Annotated in this window: 20 protein-coding genes and 2 pseudogenes; 15 read left to right on the forward strand and 7 right to left on the reverse strand. The window is 53.6% G+C overall.

The window, feature by feature from the left end:
- Positions 1-180: 180 nt before the first annotated feature.
- Complete coding sequence (locus AC0XWG_RS24840; RefSeq protein ID WP_023327730.1) at positions 181-576, forward strand: relaxosome protein TraM; 396 nt, start codon at positions 181-183, stop codon at positions 574-576.
- A gap of 32 nt (positions 577-608) precedes the next feature.
- Here AC0XWG_RS24840 and AC0XWG_RS24845 read toward each other — a convergent pair whose 3' ends face one another.
- A complete protein-coding gene (locus AC0XWG_RS24845; RefSeq protein WP_032636186.1) occupies positions 609-1,250 on the reverse strand; it encodes an Arc family DNA-binding protein in 642 nt (213 codons plus the stop codon).
- A 196-nt stretch (positions 1,251-1,446) separates the two neighbouring features.
- Here AC0XWG_RS24845 and AC0XWG_RS24850 point away from each other — a divergent pair, with 196 nt between their 5' ends.
- The 10 genes from AC0XWG_RS24850 (at position 1,447) to AC0XWG_RS24895 (ending at position 14,869) form a co-directional block, all read left to right on the forward strand.
- On the forward strand, positions 1,447-1,800 hold the full coding sequence (locus tag AC0XWG_RS24850; protein WP_033147099.1) for a type IV conjugative transfer system pilin TraA: 354 nt from the start codon (positions 1,447-1,449) through the stop codon (positions 1,798-1,800).
- A 3-nt stretch (positions 1,801-1,803) separates the two neighbouring features.
- A complete protein-coding gene (traL, locus tag AC0XWG_RS24855) occupies positions 1,804-2,106 on the forward strand; it encodes a type IV conjugative transfer system protein TraL (RefSeq protein WP_023327727.1) in 303 nt (100 codons plus the stop codon).
- A gap of 6 nt (positions 2,107-2,112) precedes the next feature.
- Positions 2,113-2,694 (forward strand): TraE/TraK family type IV conjugative transfer system protein, encoded by a 582-nt coding sequence (locus tag AC0XWG_RS24860; protein ID WP_023327726.1) that lies wholly within the window; start codon positions 2,113-2,115, stop codon positions 2,692-2,694.
- Positions 2,695-2,705: 11 nt separating this feature from the next.
- A complete protein-coding gene (traK, locus tag AC0XWG_RS24865; RefSeq protein WP_039265197.1) occupies positions 2,706-3,446 on the forward strand; it encodes a type-F conjugative transfer system secretin TraK in 741 nt (246 codons plus the stop codon).
- Between the two features lie 2 nt (positions 3,447-3,448).
- Complete coding sequence (traB, locus tag AC0XWG_RS24870) at positions 3,449-4,852, forward strand: F-type conjugal transfer pilus assembly protein TraB (protein WP_039265248.1); 1,404 nt, start codon at positions 3,449-3,451, stop codon at positions 4,850-4,852.
- 159 nt (positions 4,853-5,011) lie between these two features.
- A complete protein-coding gene (traD, locus tag AC0XWG_RS24875) occupies positions 5,012-7,579 on the forward strand; it encodes a type IV conjugative transfer system coupling protein TraD (RefSeq protein ID WP_475681148.1) in 2,568 nt (855 codons plus the stop codon).
- The gene (gene traI / locus AC0XWG_RS24880) at positions 7,576-12,999 is read left to right on the forward strand and encodes a conjugative transfer relaxase/helicase TraI (protein WP_475681149.1); all 5,424 of its coding nucleotides are present in this window, start codon (positions 7,576-7,578) and stop codon (positions 12,997-12,999) included. Before traD ends, traI begins: the two co-directional genes overlap by 4 nt.
- A 28-nt stretch (positions 13,000-13,027) precedes the next feature.
- A complete protein-coding gene (locus tag AC0XWG_RS24885; protein ID WP_103142502.1) occupies positions 13,028-13,813 on the forward strand; it encodes a DsbA family protein in 786 nt (261 codons plus the stop codon).
- A 121-nt stretch (positions 13,814-13,934) separates the two neighbouring features.
- Positions 13,935-14,462 carry a hypothetical protein gene (locus tag AC0XWG_RS24890; RefSeq protein ID WP_310572806.1) on the forward strand — a complete coding sequence of 176 codons (528 nt, stop codon included), beginning with the start codon at positions 13,935-13,937 and terminating at the stop codon, positions 14,460-14,462.
- Complete coding sequence (locus tag AC0XWG_RS24895) at positions 14,453-14,869, forward strand: type II toxin-antitoxin system YafO family toxin (protein ID WP_023327722.1); 417 nt, start codon at positions 14,453-14,455, stop codon at positions 14,867-14,869. The genes AC0XWG_RS24890 and AC0XWG_RS24895 overlap by 10 nt, the downstream gene beginning before the upstream one ends.
- Positions 14,870-15,080: 211 nt before the next feature.
- Here the strand turns inward: AC0XWG_RS24895 and AC0XWG_RS24900 are convergent, their stop codons facing one another.
- The 6 genes from AC0XWG_RS24900 to AC0XWG_RS24925 form a co-directional block, all read right to left on the reverse strand.
- Positions 15,081-16,070: a tyrosine-type recombinase/integrase gene (locus AC0XWG_RS24900; protein WP_023327721.1), complete on the reverse strand. Its 990-nt coding sequence runs from the start codon at positions 16,068-16,070 to the stop codon at positions 15,081-15,083.
- A gap of 634 nt (positions 16,071-16,704) precedes the next feature.
- On the reverse strand, positions 16,705-17,586 hold the full coding sequence (locus AC0XWG_RS24905; RefSeq protein WP_475681150.1) for a hypothetical protein: 882 nt from the start codon (positions 17,584-17,586) through the stop codon (positions 16,705-16,707).
- Complete coding sequence (locus tag AC0XWG_RS24910) at positions 17,579-18,148, reverse strand: AAA family ATPase (protein WP_080828724.1); 570 nt, start codon at positions 18,146-18,148, stop codon at positions 17,579-17,581. Before AC0XWG_RS24910 ends, AC0XWG_RS24905 begins: the two co-directional genes overlap by 8 nt.
- A gap of 108 nt (positions 18,149-18,256) precedes the next feature.
- Positions 18,257-18,493, reverse strand: coding sequence for a hypothetical protein (locus AC0XWG_RS24915; RefSeq protein WP_475681151.1), 237 nt, complete (start codon positions 18,491-18,493; stop codon positions 18,257-18,259).
- A 120-nt stretch (positions 18,494-18,613) separates the two neighbouring features.
- Positions 18,614-18,841 (reverse strand): hypothetical protein, encoded by a 228-nt coding sequence (locus tag AC0XWG_RS24920; protein ID WP_475681152.1) that lies wholly within the window; start codon positions 18,839-18,841, stop codon positions 18,614-18,616.
- On the reverse strand, positions 18,829-19,215 hold the full coding sequence (locus AC0XWG_RS24925) for an ATP-binding protein (RefSeq protein WP_348551891.1): 387 nt from the start codon (positions 19,213-19,215) through the stop codon (positions 18,829-18,831). Before AC0XWG_RS24925 ends, AC0XWG_RS24920 begins: the two co-directional genes overlap by 13 nt.
- A 442-nt stretch (positions 19,216-19,657) precedes the next feature.
- Here AC0XWG_RS24925 and AC0XWG_RS24930 point away from each other — a divergent pair.
- The 4 genes and pseudogenes from AC0XWG_RS24930 to AC0XWG_RS24945 form a co-directional block, all read left to right on the forward strand.
- Positions 19,658-19,843: pseudogene (locus AC0XWG_RS24930) on the forward strand (IS3 family transposase); the annotation flags it as partial.
- A gap of 62 nt (positions 19,844-19,905) precedes the next feature.
- Positions 19,906-20,001 (forward strand): annotated as a pseudogene (locus AC0XWG_RS24935) (type I restriction-modification system subunit M N-terminal domain-containing protein); the annotation flags it as partial.
- A gap of 48 nt (positions 20,002-20,049) precedes the next feature.
- Positions 20,050-20,751 (forward strand): vWA domain-containing protein, encoded by a 702-nt coding sequence (locus tag AC0XWG_RS24940; RefSeq protein WP_080828737.1) that lies wholly within the window; start codon positions 20,050-20,052, stop codon positions 20,749-20,751.
- Positions 20,752-20,760: 9 nt separating this feature from the next.
- Entirely contained in the window at positions 20,761-22,332 is a 1,572-nt protein-coding gene (locus AC0XWG_RS24945; RefSeq protein ID WP_080828740.1) for a hypothetical protein, read from the forward strand.
- Position 22,333 lies beyond the last annotated feature (1 nt).

Below are 22,333 nucleotides of genomic sequence, written 5' to 3' on the forward strand. Positions count from 1 at the left end.
TTGAATTATATATCGCACAGTGTCACACTATCGCACATCATAGTGCTGGATTGTACTACTGTATAGAACAGAAATGCACAGCAGTATCAACCCATTACAGCCTTGCACAGCAATGTGGAAATCCACCAACAGGCCATACATAGTGTCGGTTCCGACACTAACTTAAAACAGGTAAGAAATATGGGAAGAGTCGGCATCTACCTTAAAGATAAAATTGAACGCGAAGTTCGCGATATTGTTCAACAAGACCTGCAGAACGGCGCTAATGCTGGAGAAGCAAACATATCAGCTACCTGCAACGAATTAATCCGGCTTGGACTGCTTGTTTATAAACGCGATGGCGAGGATGGCAATCAATTTGATATCGAAGGATATCGAAGAGACCTCATAAGAAAAGCAGCCGGCTCACGCGAAGGCACAGTTCTCATTGCCACCCTAATCGCTGAGATGTATTTAAAAATGACAGGAAAAGACGGCGAAGGCAGCCTTGAAGATACGCTTGATATGATTTTAAGCGGCATAAACACAGCCGAGAACGAAGCAGAAGCAAGGCACTTCATCAACGAAAAAGAATAAATCTGTGAGCCGGACACCCCGGCCCACATCGATCACAGGGACGGTTTTTCATCCCAGGGAAGGTCACTTTTCTCCACCTCCTTTATTTTTTCTTTCAGGAACACCTCGAACTCCATGCAAAGAACTTTAAGCGCCTGCACATCCTCATTCTGGTCAAGTAACCTTTCCGTAAAATAACCCAGCGTATTCATCAGACGGGTGAGCATTTCATCATTCAGACTACGGTTATGCACCTTCGCCATTGCCCTGATTTCATCTGCAAGGTTTTCAGGAATTCGCATGCTATATCCGGTTGTTTTCCCCGGAAGCAAAACTCTTTCACCCTCACGCCACATCCACAATTGCTCCTGCTTGGGCGAGGATTTAATTTCTCCAGCATCATCAAGAGATTCACCATCAAGTAATTGCCCTAGCCACTCTTCAAATCTCACCGCCAGAGCAATGAGCCGCTCACCCTCCGCAGTTTTAATGACAGGCTTGCCGGGCTGATAATTCAGCGACAACAAAAGCCTGGCAATAATTTCCTCATTCACACTTCTGTTGCCAGCTCTGGCACATATTCTCAGCTCCATAAGCAGATTATCCGGTGCACGCAATCGCCACTCCACCGCCTCACCTGGCTGGAACTTGCGTGGACGGCCGCGACCATCCCACATTTTTTCTTTTACTTTCATAGCTATAGATCCCATAGACCATCTCCGAACTTACTGGTCAACAAAGCCTACCCACTTACATATTCGGATAAATCTGAATGGTTCCAAAAAGTGTGACATGCGTCACAGTTTTTTTTTTTTAGGGTCATGGGACAATTGCGCCCGCGTAAACAAGCACTTACGCGATTCACTTTTGTTTACTTCGGAGAAAACAAACATGTTAACCAAAGGCAGTGCCCTTAACGTCGGTAAGGGATGGGCGGTAGCGTCTTTATTCCGCAAAGCACGCGAAAATCGCCAGGCTAAATTTTACTTAAAGTCAGCAGGCGCTTTTTTAATTGCACTTATGGTCACTCACCCGGCATTCGCATCTGGCACCGACCTTCTTTCCTCGCAGAACGCCACGGTTAATTCCACCTTCGGCTCCGGCTCATCACTGGTTAAATGGTTCTACATCGCCGAAATCATCATGGGCCTGTTTATTTACATTAAGGCCCGCTCACCACTGGTATTCGTCGGTATCGTTATGGCAATCATATTTACCCGTGTCGCCTTCGGTATCGCGAGCTAAATGATGAACGGGGAAGGAGACAAATATAACTTCCCGGAAACAATGAACCAGCAGAACCGCTATTTAGGCTTACCGATTGACGAATTGATTGTTACCGCACCCCTTTTAGTTTTGGGGGTGCTTAACAACCTGTCACTCGAACTTGGTGTAATTGCGGGAATCCTCTGGTTCATCGTCAGATATCTGAAAAAAGGGCAGGGGTCGTACTGGTTGCTTAATTTCTGCTACTGGCACCTGCCATCACTTTTATTCAAAGTAACCTTTCGCCAGATACCTGACTCAAGTTTCCGGCACTGGAGGGCATAGTTTTTCATGAAACTGAATATTAAAGGAGAGCGCGATAAACAACTCCGCTATGCGTTTATTGGTCTTTCAGCTTTAACTTTACTCATGAGCGCAGGGAATGTACTGACAGGGTCACTGGCATGGTATTTCGCCACAACCCAGAAAACCATCACCACGCCGTTAACGTTTAACCGCCCATTTGCATCAGATTCTAAAAGTGTCGATGCGACCGGTCTGACACAGTTCGCCGCTTCCTTTATTTACTGGCGACTCAACGTTACCCCGGAAAACATCGAACATAACCAGAAAATGATTCTTGGATTTGTCCCCTCCGCCGAACGGGACGTACTCAAGAAAGCCCTGGACATAGAAACTGAGCGCATCCAGAAAGCGGGCATCACCACCCAGTTCGACACGAAAGAAATTCGCGTCATGGATGATGGCTCCGTGCAGTACAGCGGGGTACTGAAATCCTCCACCACAAACGGCGCAATCATCACGCCACTGAAAGACCAGGAAAAAACCTACCGACTGAAACTGAGTTATGACAACGGTGTGATTAACCTCCACAGCTTTGAAGAACTCAAGCCGGTATCTTCCACTAACTGACAGGACTGCCCATGAAATTTCGCATTTCACCGGCAGCTGCTGCTGTGTTTCTGGCAGCGGGATTATTTACCAGCGGCCTCCGGGCCGCTTCCTCACCCGCAGCCATTCCGTTTGAGAACGACGCCGCCTTTAACGTCACTCTCAGCAACACCAACCCGAGTAAGGTTGTTGTAGACGGAGAACTCATTACCAGCATCAGCGGACCAACCGGTGCGTATGACCAGAGCCAGACCGAGGACGGAGCGCTTATTTTGTCTCCGCTTGTTGGCCAGAACTTCACCCTGTTTATCCAGACTGACCACGGTTCATCGCTGAGCCTGAACGTCAGGCCGCAGCCGGGTAACGGCAAAACACTGCGCTTCACCCCGATGTCACCACCACTTCGCAAGAACGACGATGCGAAGGCATGGGAAGAAGGGCAGACCTATGAAAAAACGCTGGTTGCGCTATCCCGCGCCGCAGTCAATGGCCAGGTGCCGGACGACTACCGGGAATACCCGGTCAGCCGCATGCCGGCTTACACACCCGCCAGTGATGTACGCCTGACGCCTGAACGCCAGTTTGTGGGCAACCACCTGCGGGTTGTTCGCTTCCGGATGAGCAACCCGGGCAGCATCACCCGCAGCCTCCGCGAGCGCGATTTCTGGCGCAAGGGCGTCCGGGCCGTAATGCTGTCGCAGAATCAGCTCTACGCTGGCGGTGAGGGCTATGCCTGGATTGTGTTTTCAGATGACGGAGACGCCCGCTCATGACCATCAGCCTGAATGAAAACCTGAAAACCCGCCGCAAGCAACTGGCCATCCTGGCCGCCGTCATCATTGGCGGCGCAGCTGCAGCAGGCGGCGTAATGTGGTACGGGCAATACCAGCAAAAACAAAAGCAACCCGCACCGGTTGCAACACCAAACCTGACCGGCGTTGTGACCGCGACGTTTAACGAACAGGTCAACGATGCCGCGCTGACACAGCAGCAGGCAAAGACCTCCGCTCTTGAGCAAAACCTTGCCACGCTTGCTCAGCAGTTCGCGCAGAACAAGCTCACAACCGAGCAGAAGCTGGCCGAGAAGGACGCTGAAATACAGCGCTTGAATGACCAGCTAACGAAAGCCCCCGGCAGCAACCAGACCACTGGCCAGCAGACACCACCTGTTGGCCAGAACGGAACACCACTCCCCGGTCCCGTTGCTGGCGGTCAGGCCCGGCCACCCGAATACACCGTAACCCCTTCAGGCACACCGGCCGCCACTGGTGTGAATATGGGGCAGGGCGCAGCGTTCTACCCGGGCGGCTCTGGCCAGAGAATGACAGGTGGCCTGTCGACAACAAAGTTCAGCTACGACAGCCTGAAGAAAAAGCCAACTAAATTACCCTGGATTCCTTCCGGCTCATTCTCTGATGCTGTTCTGATTGAGGGGGCTGACGCGAACGCCAGCGTCACCGGTCAGCAGAATACCAGTCCTGTAACCATCCGCCTGCAGGGCAACATTCAGATGCCCAACAACAAGGAGTTCAACGCTGACGGCTGCTTTATTGTGGGTGAGATGTGGGGCGATATCTCCAGCGAACGCGGAAACGTCCGCACCCAGTCCATCAGCTGCATCCTGAAAAACGGCAAGCACGTGGACATGGAGTTTCAGGGGCATGTCAGCTTCCAGGGTAAAGGCGGCATTCGCGGCAAGCCAGTCATGCGAAACGGCATGATTGTCGGCTACGCCGGTGCAGCAGGCCTCCTGTCAGGTTTTGGTGAAGGTATCAAATCTGCCGCTACACCATCCGTCGGCCTCGGCGCCACAGCGGATGTCGGTGCCGGCGACGTGTTTAAGCAGGGCATAGGCGGCGGGGCCAGCAAGGCGGCCGACACGCTGAGCCAGTACTGGATTAAACGCGCTGAGCAGTACCACCCGGTAATTGATATCGGTGCCGGCAATCAGGTGACCGTTGTATTCCAGAAGGGCTTCCGCCTTGAAACCATCGAGGACGCCGAGGACGCGAAAGCGAAAGAGGAACTGCAGAAAGCCGGCAACGCCGCGCAGAACGCCGTGACTCCTCAACCGGCGAGCCAGACCACCGCATCAAGCACCACCTCAGTCGGCAACATCAACCCGGATGACGTTCTCCGCCAGGCCAGCCAGCTGCGCCTCGGTGACACCATCAAATGATGAGAGAATGAAGATGAAAGCACGGAAAATAATGTTTCGGGCGGCAACCCGACGTTTTCCCACTCGCGCTATCACGTAATTCATCACCCTTTTCAACGTTTCTCCCCTGATAACACACATCACCGAACAGGTGATGCAATAACGGCCGGACAACACTCTATGAGCTTCGCAGGAAAAAACCTCACTCAGGGCGGGCAGATGACCGCCTACCGCTGGCGCATGTTCATTCAGGTGAACAACTGGATAGGATTCTGGATCTTCATCCTGTTCGCCGTGCTAACTACCGCCATTTTTCTCTGGCGAATTCCACAGGAAGCCCTTGATAACGGCTCCCTGTGGTGGTTTGCCAGCATCAACAGCAGTTTTATCGATCTGATGCCGGCAACGGGGACGCCAAAAATTTACGACGTCCACTACTGGTATGCGCCAACCGCGACGATGATGGTGCTCAAAATGACCCTGCCGCAGATCTATACCGACCTGTATATGCAGGAGATGGGCAACCAGTGCCTGACTGAGCTGCAGTGGGCGGCCGGCGCCAGCGGGTTGTTCAGTATGGTGGTGTTTATCGCCGTGACATGGTTTATCGCCAGTATCGGCAGAAAGGAAAGTGAAGATGAATACATTTCCGGGATGCAGCTGACTGATAAGCCAGCTGAAGTGAACAAGCTCCTGCGTAAAAACGGTGAGTTCTCTGACCTGCGCGTGGGTGATCTGCATATGGTCAGGATGGCGGAGGTACTCAACTTCCTGATGCATGGCACTATCGGGGTGGGGAAGTCGACGCTGATACGCTGGTTACTCGACTACATCCGCAAACGCGGTGACCGGGCCATCATCTACGACTCAGGTTGTACCTTCACAGAAACCCACTACAACCCGTCCACCGATTTCATCCTTAATGCTCACGATGAACGCTGTGCAAACTGGCAGATGTGGGGGGAGTGCGTTGACGCGGTCGATTACGACAACCTGGCCGCCAGCCTCATTCCGGTTGAAGGGGATTCCGATCCGTTCTGGGTATCCAGTTCGCGAACTATTTATGCCGACCTTGCAATTCGTATGTCGACAGACCCGGAACGCAGCATTGAGAAGTTCCTCAAAACCCTGCTGTCCCTCAGCATGAAAAATCTGCGTGACTATCTGGCCAACACGCCCTCAGCCAACCTGGTTGAGGAGAAAATTGAGAAAACGGCCATTTCCATTCGCTCAGTGGTAACCAACTACGCCAAAGCCCTGCGCTATCTGCAGGGGCTGGATGACGGAACGAAGCCACCGTTCACCATCCGGGAATGGATGACGCAGGAACGCTATGACAGCAGCTGGCTGTTTATTTCAACCCAGGCACGTCACCGCAAGAGTGTACGTCCTCTGATCTCGCTGTGGGTATCTCTGGCCACGCTGATGCTGCAGAGCATGGGAGAGAACAGCGACCGCCGCGTATGGTTCATTATCGATGAAGCCCCCAGCCTGCAGCGCATCCCCGAGCTGGCTGAGACGCTTGCCGAGGCGCGTAAGTTTGGCGGCTGTTTCGTGCTGGGGATGCAGAACATGGCGCAGCTGGTTCACGTCTATGGCCGCGAGCTGGCCAAAAGCATCTTCGACCTGTTGAACACCCGAATGTACGGTCGTTCACCGAGTGCGGAGATGGCCGCAGTGGTGGAAAAGGAACTGGGCAACCAGCGTAAGCGCAAAATCCGTGAGCAGAACAGCTACGGTCTGGACCAGGTGCGTGACGGCGTATCTCTCGGTAAAGACGAGGTCAATAACCCGATTGTCGACTACGAGCAGATCATGCGTCTGCCAAACCTCAACTTTTATGTGCGCCTCCCGGGCGAGTATCCGGTCGTCCGTCTGAAACTGAAATATCGCGCGCCGAAGAAGCGGCAGGCAGGCCTTCTCGAGCGCAATATCCGCGATGCGCTCAGTCCGGAGCTGGAGAAGGTTATTCAGGAGAACGAGCGCGCAGCGGCTGCCGCAGGTCTGACGTTCCCGACCGGCGATGAAGTGCTGGAGAAGGGGAGCGAGACATCATCTGCAGCTGACAATCCTGCTCCGGTTTCTTCTGCAGGGGCATCCGGCTCACCGGTAACTCCGGCCACCGAAAAAGTGGCTCGTACCCGAATGGAAGAACCGAAACCTTCGCGCAGCGCTGCTCCTGAACAGAAGCCGGTACCTGCCAGGGAGCACGTCACATCGCGGACAGAGCCAGTGGTCCCGGAAGTAGTAACTGAAAATCACAGCACGGTGACAGACCCTGTCACCGAAGACAAAAAAGACAACGTCGTTTCACTTCGGTCTTCTCCTCCTTCAGTAACTCGTCAAAAAGAGACTGCGCCCCTTAAACCGGAAATACCTGCAGCACTGCAAAAAATCCGCAGCAGAACCCAGCTGGATACTTCCTCCGAGCCTGCTGCAGCCGGCGCGCTGGGGATGCTGAAACGGCGGCTCAATACCGGAGCCACCTCAGGCGGAGAAGAAGGTCAGGCCAGCGAGAATGCGGGCGAATCAATGAACCTGGATATGAAGGTGACGGCACTGCCTGACGGCGGCCTGAGTCTGACGACGGCAGGGAAGTCAGTGACACCGCAGCCCCAGGATGAAGCCCACAGCACCCACCGTCAGCTGGCGCAGGAGGAAGAGAACATTTTACTTCACCGTCACGCGGACGACCCGGGTTACGACGAAAACGACCATCACTATAACGACAGAGAGCATGACCTATGATGTCAGTCGCCCCAGTAGCGTCAGCCGGCGAGGCTGCAGGCTACTACAGCAATTCCGATAACTACTATTTTCTGGGCAGCCTGCAGAGCCTCTGGATGGGGGAAGGTGCAAAAGAGCTGGGCCTTGAGGGCAACGTCCGTGGCGATGACCTGACGGCCGTGCTCGAGGGCCGTCTGCCGGACGGCTCACGGCTGGGCAAGGAGGTTAACGGACAGCACGTCCACCGCCCGGGCCATGACCTGACCTTTTCCGCTCCCAAGAGCGTGTCCATTCTGGCGCTCATTGGGAATGATAAAGAAATGGTGGAAGCACATAACCATGCCGTCCGCGTGGCGGCTGGCTATGTGGAGAAGCTCATCTCGGCCCGCGACACGAAAGACGGCGTTACGTCCATCGTACACACCGGCAAGATGGTGGCGGCCGCCTATACGCATGATACCTCGCGCAATCTTGATCCTCAGCTGCACACCCATCTCCTGATTGCCAACATGACGGAGTATGCGGGCAAATGGAAAGCCCTGGCCACGGACTATATCCATAACGCCGGCTTTATCGAAACCGTCATGAAGCACCAGGTCACCCTCGGGAAAATTTATCGCAGCGCGCTTCGTGAGCGGGTTGAAGCTCTTGGCCATGAAGTGGAAGAAGTAGGCAAGCATGGCATGTGGGAGATCAAGGGCGTTCCGGAAGAAGTCAGGGACGAATATTCCTCACGGGGCAGGGAAATACAGGGGGCCGTGGGGGCGGAAGCCACGCTGCGCAGCCGGGATGTGGCCGCCAAAGACACCCGCAGGGCGAAAGTTGACCCTTCGCGGATGCGCCTGATGGAGCGCTGGCTGGGCCAGATGAAGGAGAAGGGATTTGACCTGAAGGCGTATCAGGAGAGCGTGGTGCCGCGTGATGCAGGTCTTCGTGAGACCGCGCCTCAGCCGGAGCAAGGTCACCAGGCTAAACCGGTTCCTGCCGGGCCTGAACAGTCTTCTCTGCAGACGTCGTCCACGGCAGAAAAGAGCGTCGACACACCTGCTCAACCCGCAGAACGGGAGAGCCTGTCCCGTCAGCCAGTACCACAACAAACTGACACGCTGAGTCAGCCGGCACAGACCGGTCCCGAAAAGACGCCGGCGACCAGGCGCTTACCTGCCGCGCAGCTGGACACTGAAATACCCCGCCCGGAACTGACTGAGGCTGTCCGGCTGGCCATCTCGCAGCTCAGCGACAGTAAAACGCGCTTCACCTTTGGCGAGCTGATGATGACCACCGCTGAGCTGAGCGAACGGCTGCCGGAAATTCAGGAAATTCGTGTGGCCATCGATGCGGCGCTGAAGGACGGCATGATTGTGCCGCTGGACAGTGAGAAAGGGGTCTTCACCTCCCGTATTCACCTGCTGGATGAACTCTCGATCCAGGCGCTGAGTCAGGAACATCTCAAATCCACAAAAGTCGTCAGTTTCACCCGTCCGGCGCAGTACGCGCCAGCGGCGCTGGAAGTGGTGGAGAAAGACGCCCTGGTTCTGATGAATGCCCCGTCAGGCGTGGCAGGTATCCGTGACCTGACCGCGCAGCTGGCCGGCATTGCCGGCGCGAACGGTCGTGACGTGCAGGTGCTGGCCAGCTCTGCCGAGCGCGCCATTTCGCTGGCGAAATCCGACGATTTGCGGGAGCGGATCATCAGCCGGCAGCATGTTCTGAGCGGTGATTTTCACCTGAAACCCCAGAGCACGCTGATAATCGAAGGGGCAGAGCGTCTGGGGCTCAAGGAGACGCTGGTTCTGCTGGGCGAAGCGCGTGCGCAGGATGCACAGCTGGTCTTTCTCGACAGTGCCGGACGGCAGGCGAACGGTAACGCCATGTCCGTGCTGGAGTCCGCAGGGGTTGCCCGTTCCCGCCGCACGGAGCCGGCGCCCGGGCTGGAGGCCGAAGTGGTCAGTATTCCGAACAAACGCGACCGTTACGAGGCGCTGGCCAACCGGTTTGCAGAGCTGAGCGGAGGCAGTGAAAACGTCACCGCCGTTGTGGTCGGCAGGCGTGAACAGGCACAGCTGACGGGCCTGGTACGTGAGGCGCTGCAGAACGCAGGACAGCTGGGGCGCGACGGCGTGGAGATAGAGGCCCGGCAGCCGGTCTGGCTCGACAGCAAAACGCGCCGCATGCCCGGTTCATACCGTCCCGGCATGGTGCTTGAAGATCGCACGGACGCAAAAGCACGTAAGTCGTATGTGATTGACCGGGTGCATGAGGACACGCGAGTCCTCTCGCTCATCGACGGGGACGGCGTGCTGACCCGGATGAAAATCGGGGATATCAGCGCTGACTGGCGTCTCTTCAGCCGCGAAACCCTCAGCGTGGCCACCGGCGAAAAACTGCTGTCCGTGGCGGGTGACCGCGAGCACAGCCTGAAGGCCAAAGATCGTCTTGAGGTGACCGGGATAAGTGAAAAGGGGATTGAGGTGAAACGGGGGGAAGACACCCTGACGCTGCCAAAAGACCAGCCGCTCTATCTGTCACATGCTTACGTGACGGCGCCGGGCGGCAGGGATAACGACACCGGCGTGGTGCTGGCCGCGCTGAACAGCCGCGATATTTCGACCCAGACCATGAACTCGCTGGCACAGAGTGGCCACAGGGCGGAAGTGTTCACCGCCGAAGTGCAGGACCGGGCGGAAGCCCGGCTGCAGCGTATGAAGACCAGTGCATCTCCCGTGCAGCTGGTCAGAAGTCTGAGTGACCACGATGACGTCAGCCAGGCGGTAGACTCTCTGCATGACAGCGTCCGGACGGACGCCGGGCTGGCCGTCTGGCGTGCCATCAATGACCAGCGCACTGTGGTGTTCAGCGAACTTAAGTTGGCGACGGAGGCGCAGAAATATCATCCCGACCTTGAAGCTATCGGGAATGAAATTGGCGCGATGATTAAAAATGGCGAGCTGTTGTCCGTATCCGCAGGGGGAGAGCCGGTGCTGGTTTCCCGGTCCACATGGGAGATGGAGAAAGCTATTCTGCGGGTGGTGGAGGAAGGGAAAGGTACGCAGCAGCCGTTGCTGGAACAGGTACCGGAGGCCGTGCTGAACGGACTCACCGATGGCCAGAAAAAGGCGACCACTCTGGTGCTGGGCGCCACGGATCAGTTTATCGGGATTCAGGGCTATGCCGGCGTGGGGAAGACCACGCAGCTGAAGGCCGTGAAAACCGCGCTTGAAACCTTACCGGCAGATGTTCGCCCAGTACTGACGGGTCTTGCCCCGACGCACCAGGCAGTGAAAGAGATGAGCGACGTCGGTGTCCGGGCGCAGACCATCAAATCCTTTATCGTTGAACATGACCAGGTGACGGCCGCAGGCGGTAAGCCCGACTATAAAGGACAGGTGTTTCTTATCGATGAGTCCTCAATGGCAGGCAACCAGGATACGGCGGCCCTGTTCCAGGCCATTGCCAGCGGCGGCGGTCGCGCGGTCTCGATGGGGGATATCGACCAGTTTGAATCGGTCGACGTGGGCGCGCCGTTTAAGCTGATGCAGGAGCGCAGTCCGATGGATGTGGCCATCATGAAGCAAATCGTCCGTCAGAAAGACCTGCAGCTACGCGGCGCCGTTCACGACATCATTGATAACCGGATCGATGCGGCCCTGCAGCGCATTGAAACCCAGCCGGCTGACCGCGTGGCGCGTAGCGCTTCAGCCGCGCTCCCGGAGAGTGCGATTCAGGAAACGGAGACGCCTGTTATCGATATTGTCGCTGACTGGAAGGACCGGACACCGGAGGCGCGGTCCCGTACGCTCATCATTGCGCAGCTGAACGCCGACCGTAAGGCGATAAATGCTGGCATTCATGCCGCGCTGGCAGCGCGGGGAGAACTGGGGGAGAAGGCTATTAAGGTGCCGGTGCTCGATAAAATCACCCATACGCGCCATGAGTTCAATAAAACAGAGTCCTGGGAAGCCGGGATGGTGGTTAAACGCGGTGACCGCTACCAGGATGTGGTAGCCGTTGACCGTAACGGCAGCACGGTGACGGTACGTGATGAGGAGGGGAAGATTGCTCTGGTTTCACCGAAGGAGCTGATCACCGGTGACGTGCAGCTGTTTCGCCGCAGCGAGATGGAAGTCCGTTCCGGCGATCTGCTTAAGTTCACGGCGACCGATCGCGAACAGGGGCAGATGGCCAACCAGCGCTATACGGTGGAGTCGGTCAGCGAGGAGGGGAATATCCGTCTGAAGGGGGAGAACGGTCGCGTCACCATCAATCCTGAGAAGGTCCGGGCGCAGCAGAATCTCGACTACGGCTGGGCCGTCACCGGCTACGGCGCACAGGGGGCCAGCAGTGATTATGTCATTGCGCTTGAGGGCACGAAAGACGGACGTAAGGCACTGGCTTCCCGTCGTGCCTTCTACATTTCAGCCTCACGCGTCAAGGAGCACGTCCAGATTTACACCGACAAGAAAGCGGACTGGGTTAAGGCGGTAAAAACGCCGGAGCGTGATATCAAAACGGCGCACGATGCGCTGGCACCGGAAACGCAGCGCAAACAGGCGAAAGCCATCTGGGCAATGGGGCAGCCGGTGAATAAAACGGCCATCGGTCGCGCCTGGGTGCGCCATCAGGGCATGCAGGATGCGTCACTGACGGCAAAAATCATCCCGGCCACCCGGCGCTTTCCTGAACCGGCGCTGGCGCTGCCGGTTTATGACAACAATGGCAGGAGTGCGGGCCTGGCCCTGGTTTCCCTGGTTGCCAGCCCGGAAGGGCGGATGACACAGGGGGAGACCCGGATGGTCATGACAGAGCGTGCCCGTGGTGCGGTACTGCAGCGAAGCCAGTCAGGCAACACGATTGTGGCCAGTGACCTGGCGGCCGCGCTTGATGCAGTACGACATCACCCGAAGGACGGCGTGGTCTGGCAGACCGGCGATGAACCGCCTTCAGCATGGTTGCTTAAGGTGAGCGGTGGGACAAAACAGGATGTGTCGCCGGGTATTGTCTCCACGCTGACTGACGAGCAGAACGTACAGCAACTGCGCGAACAGATGCTGGCAGACCAGATTCGCAATGAAGACGCCGGACGGAACAGGCAGCCGGAGTCGTTGCTGCCGGAAATTCCGCAGGAAGAGGTGATCAGACTGAAACCGGAAGACATTAACCCGCGTAAACCGGAACCACTCACCCCGGATGCAGATGTAATCGCCAGGGGGAGAGGTGAGGAAAACACCGGTGGACAGGAAATGAAAGCTGCTGCAGGTGTCAGGAGTGAGCTGGAAGGTGCTGACAAGGCATCCGGTGAACAGTCGCGGGCATCGCGTGTGATTGCAGATCTGGCAAACGCTGAGCGCGACATGCTCAGGGTGGCAGAAAATACTGAACGCGGCCGCATGCCGGAGCGTGAAGAACAGACCCTCACCCGTACCATTCAGAAAGAACGCTAATCCCCCATTTAACAATGAGACTCAGACGATGAAAGTACACAAATTAGCAGCATTAATAGTTACAACATACATTGGCTTTATTGCAACAGCACACGCTTCGGCCCCTCAGCCGGTATTCAGCCCGGAGCAGGAGGCCCGTATCGGGGAAATCGCAGCAGACTACCTGGTATCCCACCCGGAGATACTGGTGACGGTCAGTCATAAGCTGCAGGAACAGCAGGAGGCACGTAAGCAGAAGATGTTTGCACTCAGCGTGATGGAGAATCAGGCGAACCTTCTGCATGATCCGGATACCCCGGCTTACGGGCCTGATAATACAAAGGTCGCGGTGATTGAATTCTTTGATTACCAGTGCGTGTTCTGCAGCCGCTTTGCGCCGGAGCTGGAGAAGGTCATGAAAGCGCAGCCGGACGTCCGCTACCTCTTTAAGGAGTGGCCAATATTTGGTGGCCGCTGGGAAGCCTCACTTCAGGCAGCGCAGCAGGGGCTGACGGTCTGGCAAAAGAAAGGGCCGCAGGCCTATGTCACCTATCACAATGCCATCTACGCCACCGGGCATAATGAAGGCAAACTGACGGTGGAGGATATTCGCGTTGCAGCGTCAAAGGCGGGGCTGGCCACCTCAGCTCCTGGCGACCATACCGCGTCTCTTGAGAAAAACAGCAATCTGTCGGAGGCGCTGGGACTCACCGGAACGCCGGGGATCATCGTCATGCCCGTTAGCGGGGCGACTCCCGACACCATCACGGTTTTCCCGGAAGCCGTAACCGCTGACAGGCTTCAGGTAGCAATCCGGAAAGCCACGGCCAGATAGAAGATTTCAATTTCCTGTTTGCTGTGCCAGCCACATATGCAACCAACTTTTTTTAGCATATAGTTAAGTTCAGTAGTAAAATGCAGCGCCTCGTCGAGAGATGATGATTATGGAGCCCGTCGTGAAATTTAAAATCCAGCACTTGCAGGCCGCAGTGGCACTGGTTCTTGCCAGTTTCCAGCCGCAACCCAAAGCGGTTGCGTGTCAGCCTACGATTGTTGAACGGGTTTACGAAATGGGCTCCAGAGTCAACAAAACCGATATCAGCGAGCTCACTGTTGCTCTCAATGACGTAGCTGAAGAATTACGCTCAAGTCGCATCGAGCTGGCACGGTATGCAGACAGCGATTTCGCCGGCGCTATCAAAGTCGCCAGCGACATCAGAAATCATACTATCTATGTCGCAGGTATCGCAGAGTCCTTTGTTCTGATGCTGCCGGAAAAAAAAATCGTTCAGTCGTATGACAGGAATTCTGTTGAGTTTGCATTCTTTAAGGCCATTAAAATGGTCAGTCTTGCGACTAAAAACTACCTCAGTCTTATTGATCAAATCACACGAACGACAGAAGTGCGTGACTCTGGAATCAACCTCTCGGCCATGAATCACCTGCTGGATTCAGGCAACAGGGCAGCGGCTAAATGGCGTTAACAGCTGAGTACAGTCATGTCACGTGGGATACTTTTTTCCAGCCCACGTTTGCCGTTTACCCTGAGCTGGAGAGCCAGTTACAAGCAGAGTTCATTACGTATAAATCAACTGGCGCACCGTCAAATCTTCTTGGAAGGGACGCCCCTTTTGATTACCCGCCATTCGCTGTCGATGCTAACGTCCAGCATATTCACGTTAATCTGCATTTCCAGCTCACCTGGAGTGCCAGACAAGAGAATTACAACCGTACCTCAGATCACTATCTCATTTACACAGAACACATGTGGGATAGCGGCCGCTTTCTGCTGATGGGGCTGATAACACCGGCTCATGAACGTATGCCCGCGAGAGATACACGGTTACTCAGCTACTTTTCTGAAGTTGCAGAAGATTTTCACGCTTCATAACCCTAAAAATCACATATGGTACCCGGCAAAAGAACGAAAAGGACCGGCCATCCCGCATATCCAAACCACCCCGGTTCAGAAGGGGAAACGGGATAGCCGGCAGACCTACTTTAACGGAAGTTCCAATGTGACACCATTTCAGAAAATTGCAAGCATGCGAGCATCCACACCTACTATCTTGTTAACTTGTTATCTTAACGTGTTGTTAAGTTCATATCAGATCCAGACGGTCGCGCGCCGTTCGCAGGCGCGCCTCGCCGCGGCGATCGTACTGCTGGGTGGTGGTGACGCTGGCATGACCCATCGCATCCTTCACCGTAATCAGGTCTTCCCCATTATCCAGCATGGCCGTGGCAAAAGTACGCCTTAAATCGTGCGGGGCGCATTTCGCTATTCCTGCCTGGCGCTGGCGCACCTGCAGGACATGGTACACTGCCTGGTCGGTGAGACGGTCATTCGTCAGGGTGTCAAAGCGACGGATACGGGTAAACAGCGGCCCGTCTTTTTCTCCGCGCACTTCATCGATCCACAGCTTTAGCCGCTGCCAGGTGCCCGCCGGCATATAGGCCAGCCGTTCCTTGTTCCCCTTACCCAGCACCCTGAGTGCTCGCTCAGTGGTGACAACGTCACTCAAATCCAGCCCCACGGCCTCCGACCGGCGCAGGCCGCAGCCAAGAATGACACCCAGCATCGCCGCATCCCGGAGGCCGATACTGGAGCCATCATCCTCGCAGGTACTGAACAGCGCTAGGATCTCCTCCGGCAGCAGGGCCCGGCCGCGGGGGAGACGGCTGCCGCGCAGGTTGCGCACCGCCCGGATGTGCTGGAAGCTTTCCACGTCCATCAGCCTGAGCATCCAGGCTTCCTTCGCCACGCCCTTGAGTGCCGAAAGGTAGGTGTTGACGGTGGCCGTGGCCCGCCCGCTATCGCGCAGCAGCTCGGTCACAGCCATCACGTGATGACGCCGCAGGCTGCCCCAGCTGCAGGCATCCATGGAAGCTGAACCGAGCATGTCCGCGACGATGCTAAGGAACGAGGCCATGGTCTGCCGGCTGCGGGGGGAATTCAGGGAAAGCAGGTACGCCCGGGCGGGACTGACCGGACCCTCGCCGCCTGTCAGCGCCGGCAGGAAATCCCCATCAGGTGGTATGACCGCCGGCGACATGGACAGGTCAGGATCATCATCAGGCATCTGTGTCATCCAGGGCTCCGTCAGGGCCGGAAACCGTCCGGCGCGCTGCGTGAAAAATCGGGGGAAATGATACCGCCAGAGCGTATCGCAGAAAGTCTACTTTTTCAAAGATACATTTTAATAAGTAAATTAGTTTTCTTCATTTCCAGGCAAGGCAAATGGGATGAACACAGCTTTCCAGTGTCTCCACTCTTACGCATGTTCGGAGTCTGTTGGCCATGGCTGCACCGGTGGTACGTGAGTTAGCGGTCTGACGGCCGTCTGAGATACCCGCCATGTTTGTCGGGATAGTGAAATACTGGCCATTGGCTCGCGGGAGTTAAAAAGCGATCCTCATTCAGGAATGGCAATACGCTCGGTAGAGTTACCGGGGATGCCTGAGCGACTGTCCCCCTCGGTGCAGTCGAAGGGGTCAGAAGAAAACGGCTTTCTGAACGTAAGGTGAACTGGGCGTTGTTATTTCCTGTGTATGATATTGTTTACATCAAAGAATTTAACCAGGTCGCGCTGCATTTTACTCCAGGGTTGTTCCATAATGCGGCTGGCATCATGCCTTAGTCCGAAATCGGCAAGCCTCATTTTCAACTGCAAGAATTCAGTCGTGACACTCTCCTCCTCTTCGTCAATAAACAGGTCTGCATTGTCAGCCAGGATACGGACCAGTTGATTGATTTTTTTCGTAGCCAATATTCTGCTGATAGCGTTCTTCAAGTTTAGGATCACCACACAAATTAAGCGCATTTGGGGTAGTATTGTTAATGCTGACTGAATTAACATTGCGTCCAATCAGTGCCCCATGGCTGTACGAAAATGAGGACAGACTGTCGAAGTTATCAAGATACGGATGAGTATGCGTCCTTATTGTAAAAGGCCGAGCCTGCTTATGCAGACTGTTACAATATTTACAGCTGGGAATATGATTATAAAAAGACAACGCCAGAAAAGGGTATTTACTCTTGGGATAGAAATGGTCCAGGTCAAAATGCAGGATGGGTTTCTTGTCCTTGCCTTTTGAACGCAGTATGACCTTGACCGGATATTCATTGCAATATGGGCAGGTTACAGTGGTGAATTTCAGTTCAATGTATAAAGAGGAACAAAAATCCGAATCACGGTAGGCTTTATAGTTGAAAACTTTATTTTGCAGCAATTCAGAAAAGGCGGCATGAGTCCCACACTTCTCGAAGTCAGCATTGGCCAGGATTGGAGAAAGTGTATCTGCCAGGGCATCGAGTTCTCGCGGGCCGGACGTGATCAGTTTTTCCAGTGTTCCGTCATTCAGCAAAGCCTTCAATAGCGCGCTGTGACGACGGGCTGCGGGTCTGGAATAGTGACATGCATGTTCATGACTTTCGACAATAGTCAGGAATTCCTGGGCCCGCTTGGTGATGGATTTACCCCGCACGGCACCTGCCCCCACCACGTTCTCCTTATTAAGATAGCGCCAGACGGCCTGCGCCTTCTCATTCAGAACCGTATCAGGATCGTAAAATGAATTCGATAAATGATGTCTTATACTAATCATACTGGCCACCTATTATGCCAGCTTGTTGTTGATAAGCATTCAGTTTCTTCTCGATATGATACCGCAGCAGTTTATCTCCAATGATATTGAGCGAAGCAGTCAGGTCGACAATATCTGCATCCATGAGTACCTCCTTGTCCAGTAACCGGATAATGCTGGTAATATAATCTTGCGACAGGTTGCCTGTGCGTTGATTATCTAATTGAAAGGTATTCCGGTAAATATCATAAAGGTTGGCGCCAAACGTTTTTCCACCCTGCTTCGCCTGAGTCAGACCGTTTTTATCTTTTGTCAGCACTGTCAGACACTGGCCGGGTAAATCCGTCACCAGCAGCGGTGAGTGCGTCGTGACGATTATCTGCATTTCTTTATGCGTCAGATGAGGCATGACCCGGACCAGCTTTTCAATAAATTCAACCTGAAGTTGAGGGTGTAAATAGAGATCTCCTTCGTCAATACAGACCAGTGCATCAGTATCTCTGCTGTCGGCAAGGGCATTCCAGACGGAGCTGAAAAGATTAACATAGGCTCTTTGCCCTGAGCTCAGTTCCGCCCATTGCATATTCGCCCTGGGGATAATATGGACTAAAGCCACTATTCCCTCAAATGCCGACAAATTATTTCTCTTTAAAGCGATCGTGAAATTAATCTGATAATTACGATAGCGACGTTACTCTTTCAAATTGACCATTTCAAACATCTCGTCAATATCTCGTAACAAGGAAAGCATATTTGCCACCGAAGGATGATCATTTTCAAAACCCTTAATAAGCTTTATCATTAACAGGTCTAGGTCAGGTGTAAAGTTATCCTCATCGGATAAACTTTTCTGAAATATGTGGCTTACAGATGCATCCGAATAAAAATCGGCATAAATTCGAGCTAAGCCCCCCAGTTTGATGACCACGCAGGCATGTTCTTTTACACTTATTCTGGCCCTTCGTTTAATAGAGTATATATCCCGAAGTTTTCGAATAACGCTGTTATCTTCATGATTCAGATCTCTGTTCGTATATCGCGACCAGAACTAAGGGTCAATTTTGACTGATGCCCGACGCGGGGAAGGATAGCGTAGATAGCGGAATGCATCAGATTTTATGAAATCAAGATCCTGAATAAACTTGCTTTTGTCATTTTCTTCTTTCCCAAAATACCTTGCCTGCCGGTTAACGGAAATATCTTTGATAGGAGATCCTAAATTTAAAAAACCGTCATCATAAACATTGGAGAAGAAAATAACATTCAATTGCTCCAAATGAGAGGCACCATGACTGTGCTGAATCTCAAATGACGATATAAGGTTTTATTGCTGTCCTCAGAGGAATAATAAAAAAGCTCGCCTTCACTCTCGTAAATCAGAATGTAATTACTGTTGAGATCGTCTTTCGCTTTGGTGACTAAACAAATGAATTCCAGAAGCGTTGTTTTACCCGTACCATTGGCACCCAGCACACCGGAGATATGTGAAAGGTGTGGTTCGAGCAGACGGCTATCAGGCAATGGGGGCTTTGCGAAACGTGTTAACTGTTTTTTTTCGCTGTCAAAGGCATACTGATATTCACTGCAGAAACTGGCGGATAAATTAGCAAGATTTTTAAAACGATCCACCCACAAAAAACAAAGTTTCATCTTGGCTTCCAACCACTTTAAGTTAAATTAGACTCGTCATTTCGACAGTCATGGTGTTAATCCTATAAATATAGAACCTGTAAGAGCTGCATCATTCATGCAATACGATATTGAAGACACAAAGGCCATTATCTGGTGATAATCAATACCACTTTCTTGCTTCCCAGACAAATCACAAACAGGTAGTCTTCTTATGTCTCATTTGCAGTCGTGGCAGGGATCAGCGCTCACCTGACGATAAGGTTGGGCACGTGCCAGTTAGCCCCTTGTGCTGATGTGTAGTAATCCACAAACAAAAGTCAGTGTTGACAGATGGACAGGCGGAGGGCTATCGGACAAAGAGACCCTGCGGTACCAAAACGCGATACCGTCCGTGAACGCTATCTATGGATCGTATCGGACCTCACCCGTGTCAGATGTCTGCGACTGACACAGGCGCGTCAATTCTCTCACCGCATCGTTCTTCAGTTCACGTAAAAAAGAACGCATCAGGAAGAGAATATACAAAATTCGGGAGGTGGTCCGGGCGGATATCTTCGATTACATTGAAGTGCTTAGCAATCATGCCCGGTATTACGGGCATCCCGGTGGCATCAGTCCGGAGTCCTTTGGACTGGCCTCGTCGTGAGGACAGGATATGTCTGCTCTGGTGGAGACCGCCCAACAAAGCATCGTACAGCAGCATATAAAATGAAAAGCATTCAGCATCGTACAGAACAACACCGTCAAATCTGGGCGACAGCCAGTGATGTCAGAGGTTCAGTAGACGGATGGGATGCTAAACAGGATTCAGGGTCGAGATGATAACCAACAAGCGTATCAGGAGGATAACCCATGTTTGATCCAAAAAAATTCACCACACCGACCGCCAGGCCGCTTCCCGTCGTCCTGCTTCTGGATGTCAGTGGCAGTATGTCCGGAGAGAAAATCGATAACCTGAACAAGGCCGTCAGGGATATGCTGGATGCCTTTGCGCAGGAAGAGAAAATGGAGACCGAGATCCTGGTTTCCGTCATCACTTTTGGCGATCAGGTTGAGCTATATGTTCCCTACACCCGGGCTTCTCAGGTGCATTGGCAGGGTCTGCAAGCAAGCGGTATGACCCCGATGGGAACCGCACTCGAAATGGCCAAGGCCATGATTGAAGACAAGGAAACCACGCCGTCCCGCGCTTACAGGCCGACGATTGTTCTCGTTTCAGACGGACAGCCTAATGACCGTTGGGAAAGGCCACTGGAGGACTTTATTCTTGAAGGACGCTCGTCCAAATGTGACCGCATGGCAATGGCTATCGGGCGTGATGCGGATGAGGCGGTTCTGAAGCGATTTACCGAGGGCACGCCGCATGACCTTTTTTATGCGGAAAACGCCGGGCAGATGCATGAATTTTTCCAGCGAGTGACAATGTCTGTGACCCTGCGTACCAAGTCCCGAAACCCGAACGTGTTACCGGCGTCCATTGAGCTCGATGCGCGTACGAAGTCAAATATTGCAGCGTCAGTCTCTATTGCGAATGATGATCAAGGTTATTGGTAGGGGAGCATAATGGAAAGGAATCAGGAAAATGTGGATTTACCGACACTGATAACGAATGGCGCACATCATAGTGAAGCTCAGGCAGACGCTTTAGCTGGACAGATAGAGGTTACACCAGCGGGGGCAAACAAAACTCGCAGAGTGATTGGTTCATTTATTCGTTCTTACAGAGATAAATCGCCTGATCTCTCCAGTAAGGCCTGGCTCAACCTTGAATTCGCTAAATATCCGGATATTTGGCGCACTGAAGAGGAACGCCAACAAGCGGCTAGCGAGATTGTTGAGGAGGTGTCGATTTTCAGATCCTCTCAGCAAGAATTGGCGGCACATCACAGCAAAGGATTAAGTACCAGCAACTGGCTGGCGGGGAAAATTGAGCAGGGTGCAACGGCAGGCGGCGTCACCAACTTCGGCGCATACGCCACGATAATTGATAGCGCCATTGAGACGGCAAACAAAGCAAACATTGATTTGCTTTACCGGAACGATGGCCAATTGAACCAGCAGCTTAATCTGGATGGTTTTATTGCTGAACAGCACCATGCTGATACCTTCAACCTTGATGCAGTAGCCAAAGGCAGTGAATACCGCGCTGAAGTGTTAAAACCCAAATCCGGCGGGACATATGGCAAAAATTCGGTAGATGTTGTAATTCGGGATGGCGAGGGAAAAATTGTACGTCGCTATCAGGCCAAATATGGGGCCGATGCGGATGCAACAGACACATTGCTTAAAAAGGGTGATTATCGGGGGCAGCGCAAGTTGGTGCCTGAAGGGCAGTCTGAAGACATACTTGGCAGTACTGAAACAATAGAAATTGATGGGGTTGAATCGAAGCCGCTTTCTAAACAGGAAGCCAAAGAGAGGCAACGCAGAGCCCAGGAAAAAGCCGAAGCCAAACAATATGACTGGAACGAGACCAGCAGGATCGATATTGCAAAAAATATCGGGAAAAACGCGGGTAGTGCGGCTCTTTTGTCTGTGGGATTTCAGGGGGCACGTATTCTCGGGCGGCGGATCTGGAAGGGAATAACAGGGCAAGAAAATAATAGTGCTGAAGAAGACCTCCAGGAGTTTGTACAGAGTGCTCTGAAATCGGCGGCGACCTCGGGGCTAAGCGTCGCTGTCACGGGTGCTGTGACCGTAGCAGTGAAAAGTGGCTGGTTGGGCACTGTGTTAAAAAATACACCGGCTGGCAGAATTGCTAATGCTGTGTGCATCGGTATTGAAAACGCGAAGGTTCTCTACAAATACGCAACCGGAGAAATCACAGCGGAAGAAGCGCTTGATCAAGCCGGCAGTGTCACATGCAGCCTTGTGGGGGGACTTGTCGGTGGGGCCAAGGGAGCGGGTATAGGTGCTGCACTGGGAACCGTTCTGGGACCCGTGGGGACTGCTATTGGGGGTCTTGTTGGTGGGGTGGTCGGCGGCATGGCAGGAAGTACTGTTGGAGAAGCGATTTATGAAGGTGGAAAGAGAATTGTATCTGCAGTTGTTGATTCCGTTAAATTGGTGGGGTCGGCAATAGGCAGTGGTGTTTCATCGTTCTGTAGCGGCGTGGCCTCTCTGTTTGGATTTTAAG

This window comes from Enterobacter sp. DVT3837 (assembly GCF_056238685.1).

Coding starts and splice junctions, on each gene's coding strand:
- AC0XWG_RS24925 (WP_348551891.1), bottom strand. CDS start 19,215: ATGAAACTTTGTTTTTTGTGGGTGGATCGTTTTAAAAATCTTGCTAAT.
- AC0XWG_RS24860 (WP_023327726.1), top strand. CDS start 2,113: ATGAAACTGAATATTAAAGGAGAGCGCGATAAACAACTCCGCTATGCG.
- AC0XWG_RS24910 (WP_080828724.1), bottom strand. CDS start 18,148: ATGCAATGGGCGGAACTGAGCTCAGGGCAAAGAGCCTATGTTAATCTT.
- traK (WP_039265197.1), top strand. CDS start 2,706: ATGAAATTTCGCATTTCACCGGCAGCTGCTGCTGTGTTTCTGGCAGCG.
- AC0XWG_RS24940 (WP_080828737.1), top strand. CDS start 20,050: ATGTTTGATCCAAAAAAATTCACCACACCGACCGCCAGGCCGCTTCCC.
- AC0XWG_RS24945 (WP_080828740.1), top strand. CDS start 20,761: ATGGAAAGGAATCAGGAAAATGTGGATTTACCGACACTGATAACGAAT.
- AC0XWG_RS24905 (WP_475681150.1), bottom strand. CDS start 17,586: ATGATTAGTATAAGACATCATTTATCGAATTCATTTTACGATCCTGAT.
- AC0XWG_RS24850 (WP_033147099.1), top strand. CDS start 1,447: ATGTTAACCAAAGGCAGTGCCCTTAACGTCGGTAAGGGATGGGCGGTA.
- AC0XWG_RS24845 (WP_032636186.1), bottom strand. CDS start 1,250: ATGAAAGTAAAAGAAAAAATGTGGGATGGTCGCGGCCGTCCACGCAAG.
- traD (WP_475681148.1), top strand. CDS start 5,012: ATGAGCTTCGCAGGAAAAAACCTCACTCAGGGCGGGCAGATGACCGCC.
- AC0XWG_RS24900 (WP_023327721.1), bottom strand. CDS start 16,070: ATGACACAGATGCCTGATGATGATCCTGACCTGTCCATGTCGCCGGCG.
- traL (WP_023327727.1), top strand. CDS start 1,804: ATGAACGGGGAAGGAGACAAATATAACTTCCCGGAAACAATGAACCAG.
- AC0XWG_RS24885 (WP_103142502.1), top strand. CDS start 13,028: ATGAAAGTACACAAATTAGCAGCATTAATAGTTACAACATACATTGGC.
- AC0XWG_RS24895 (WP_023327722.1), top strand. CDS start 14,453: ATGGCGTTAACAGCTGAGTACAGTCATGTCACGTGGGATACTTTTTTC.
- traI (WP_475681149.1), top strand. CDS start 7,576: ATGATGTCAGTCGCCCCAGTAGCGTCAGCCGGCGAGGCTGCAGGCTAC.
- AC0XWG_RS24840 (WP_023327730.1), top strand. CDS start 181: ATGGGAAGAGTCGGCATCTACCTTAAAGATAAAATTGAACGCGAAGTT.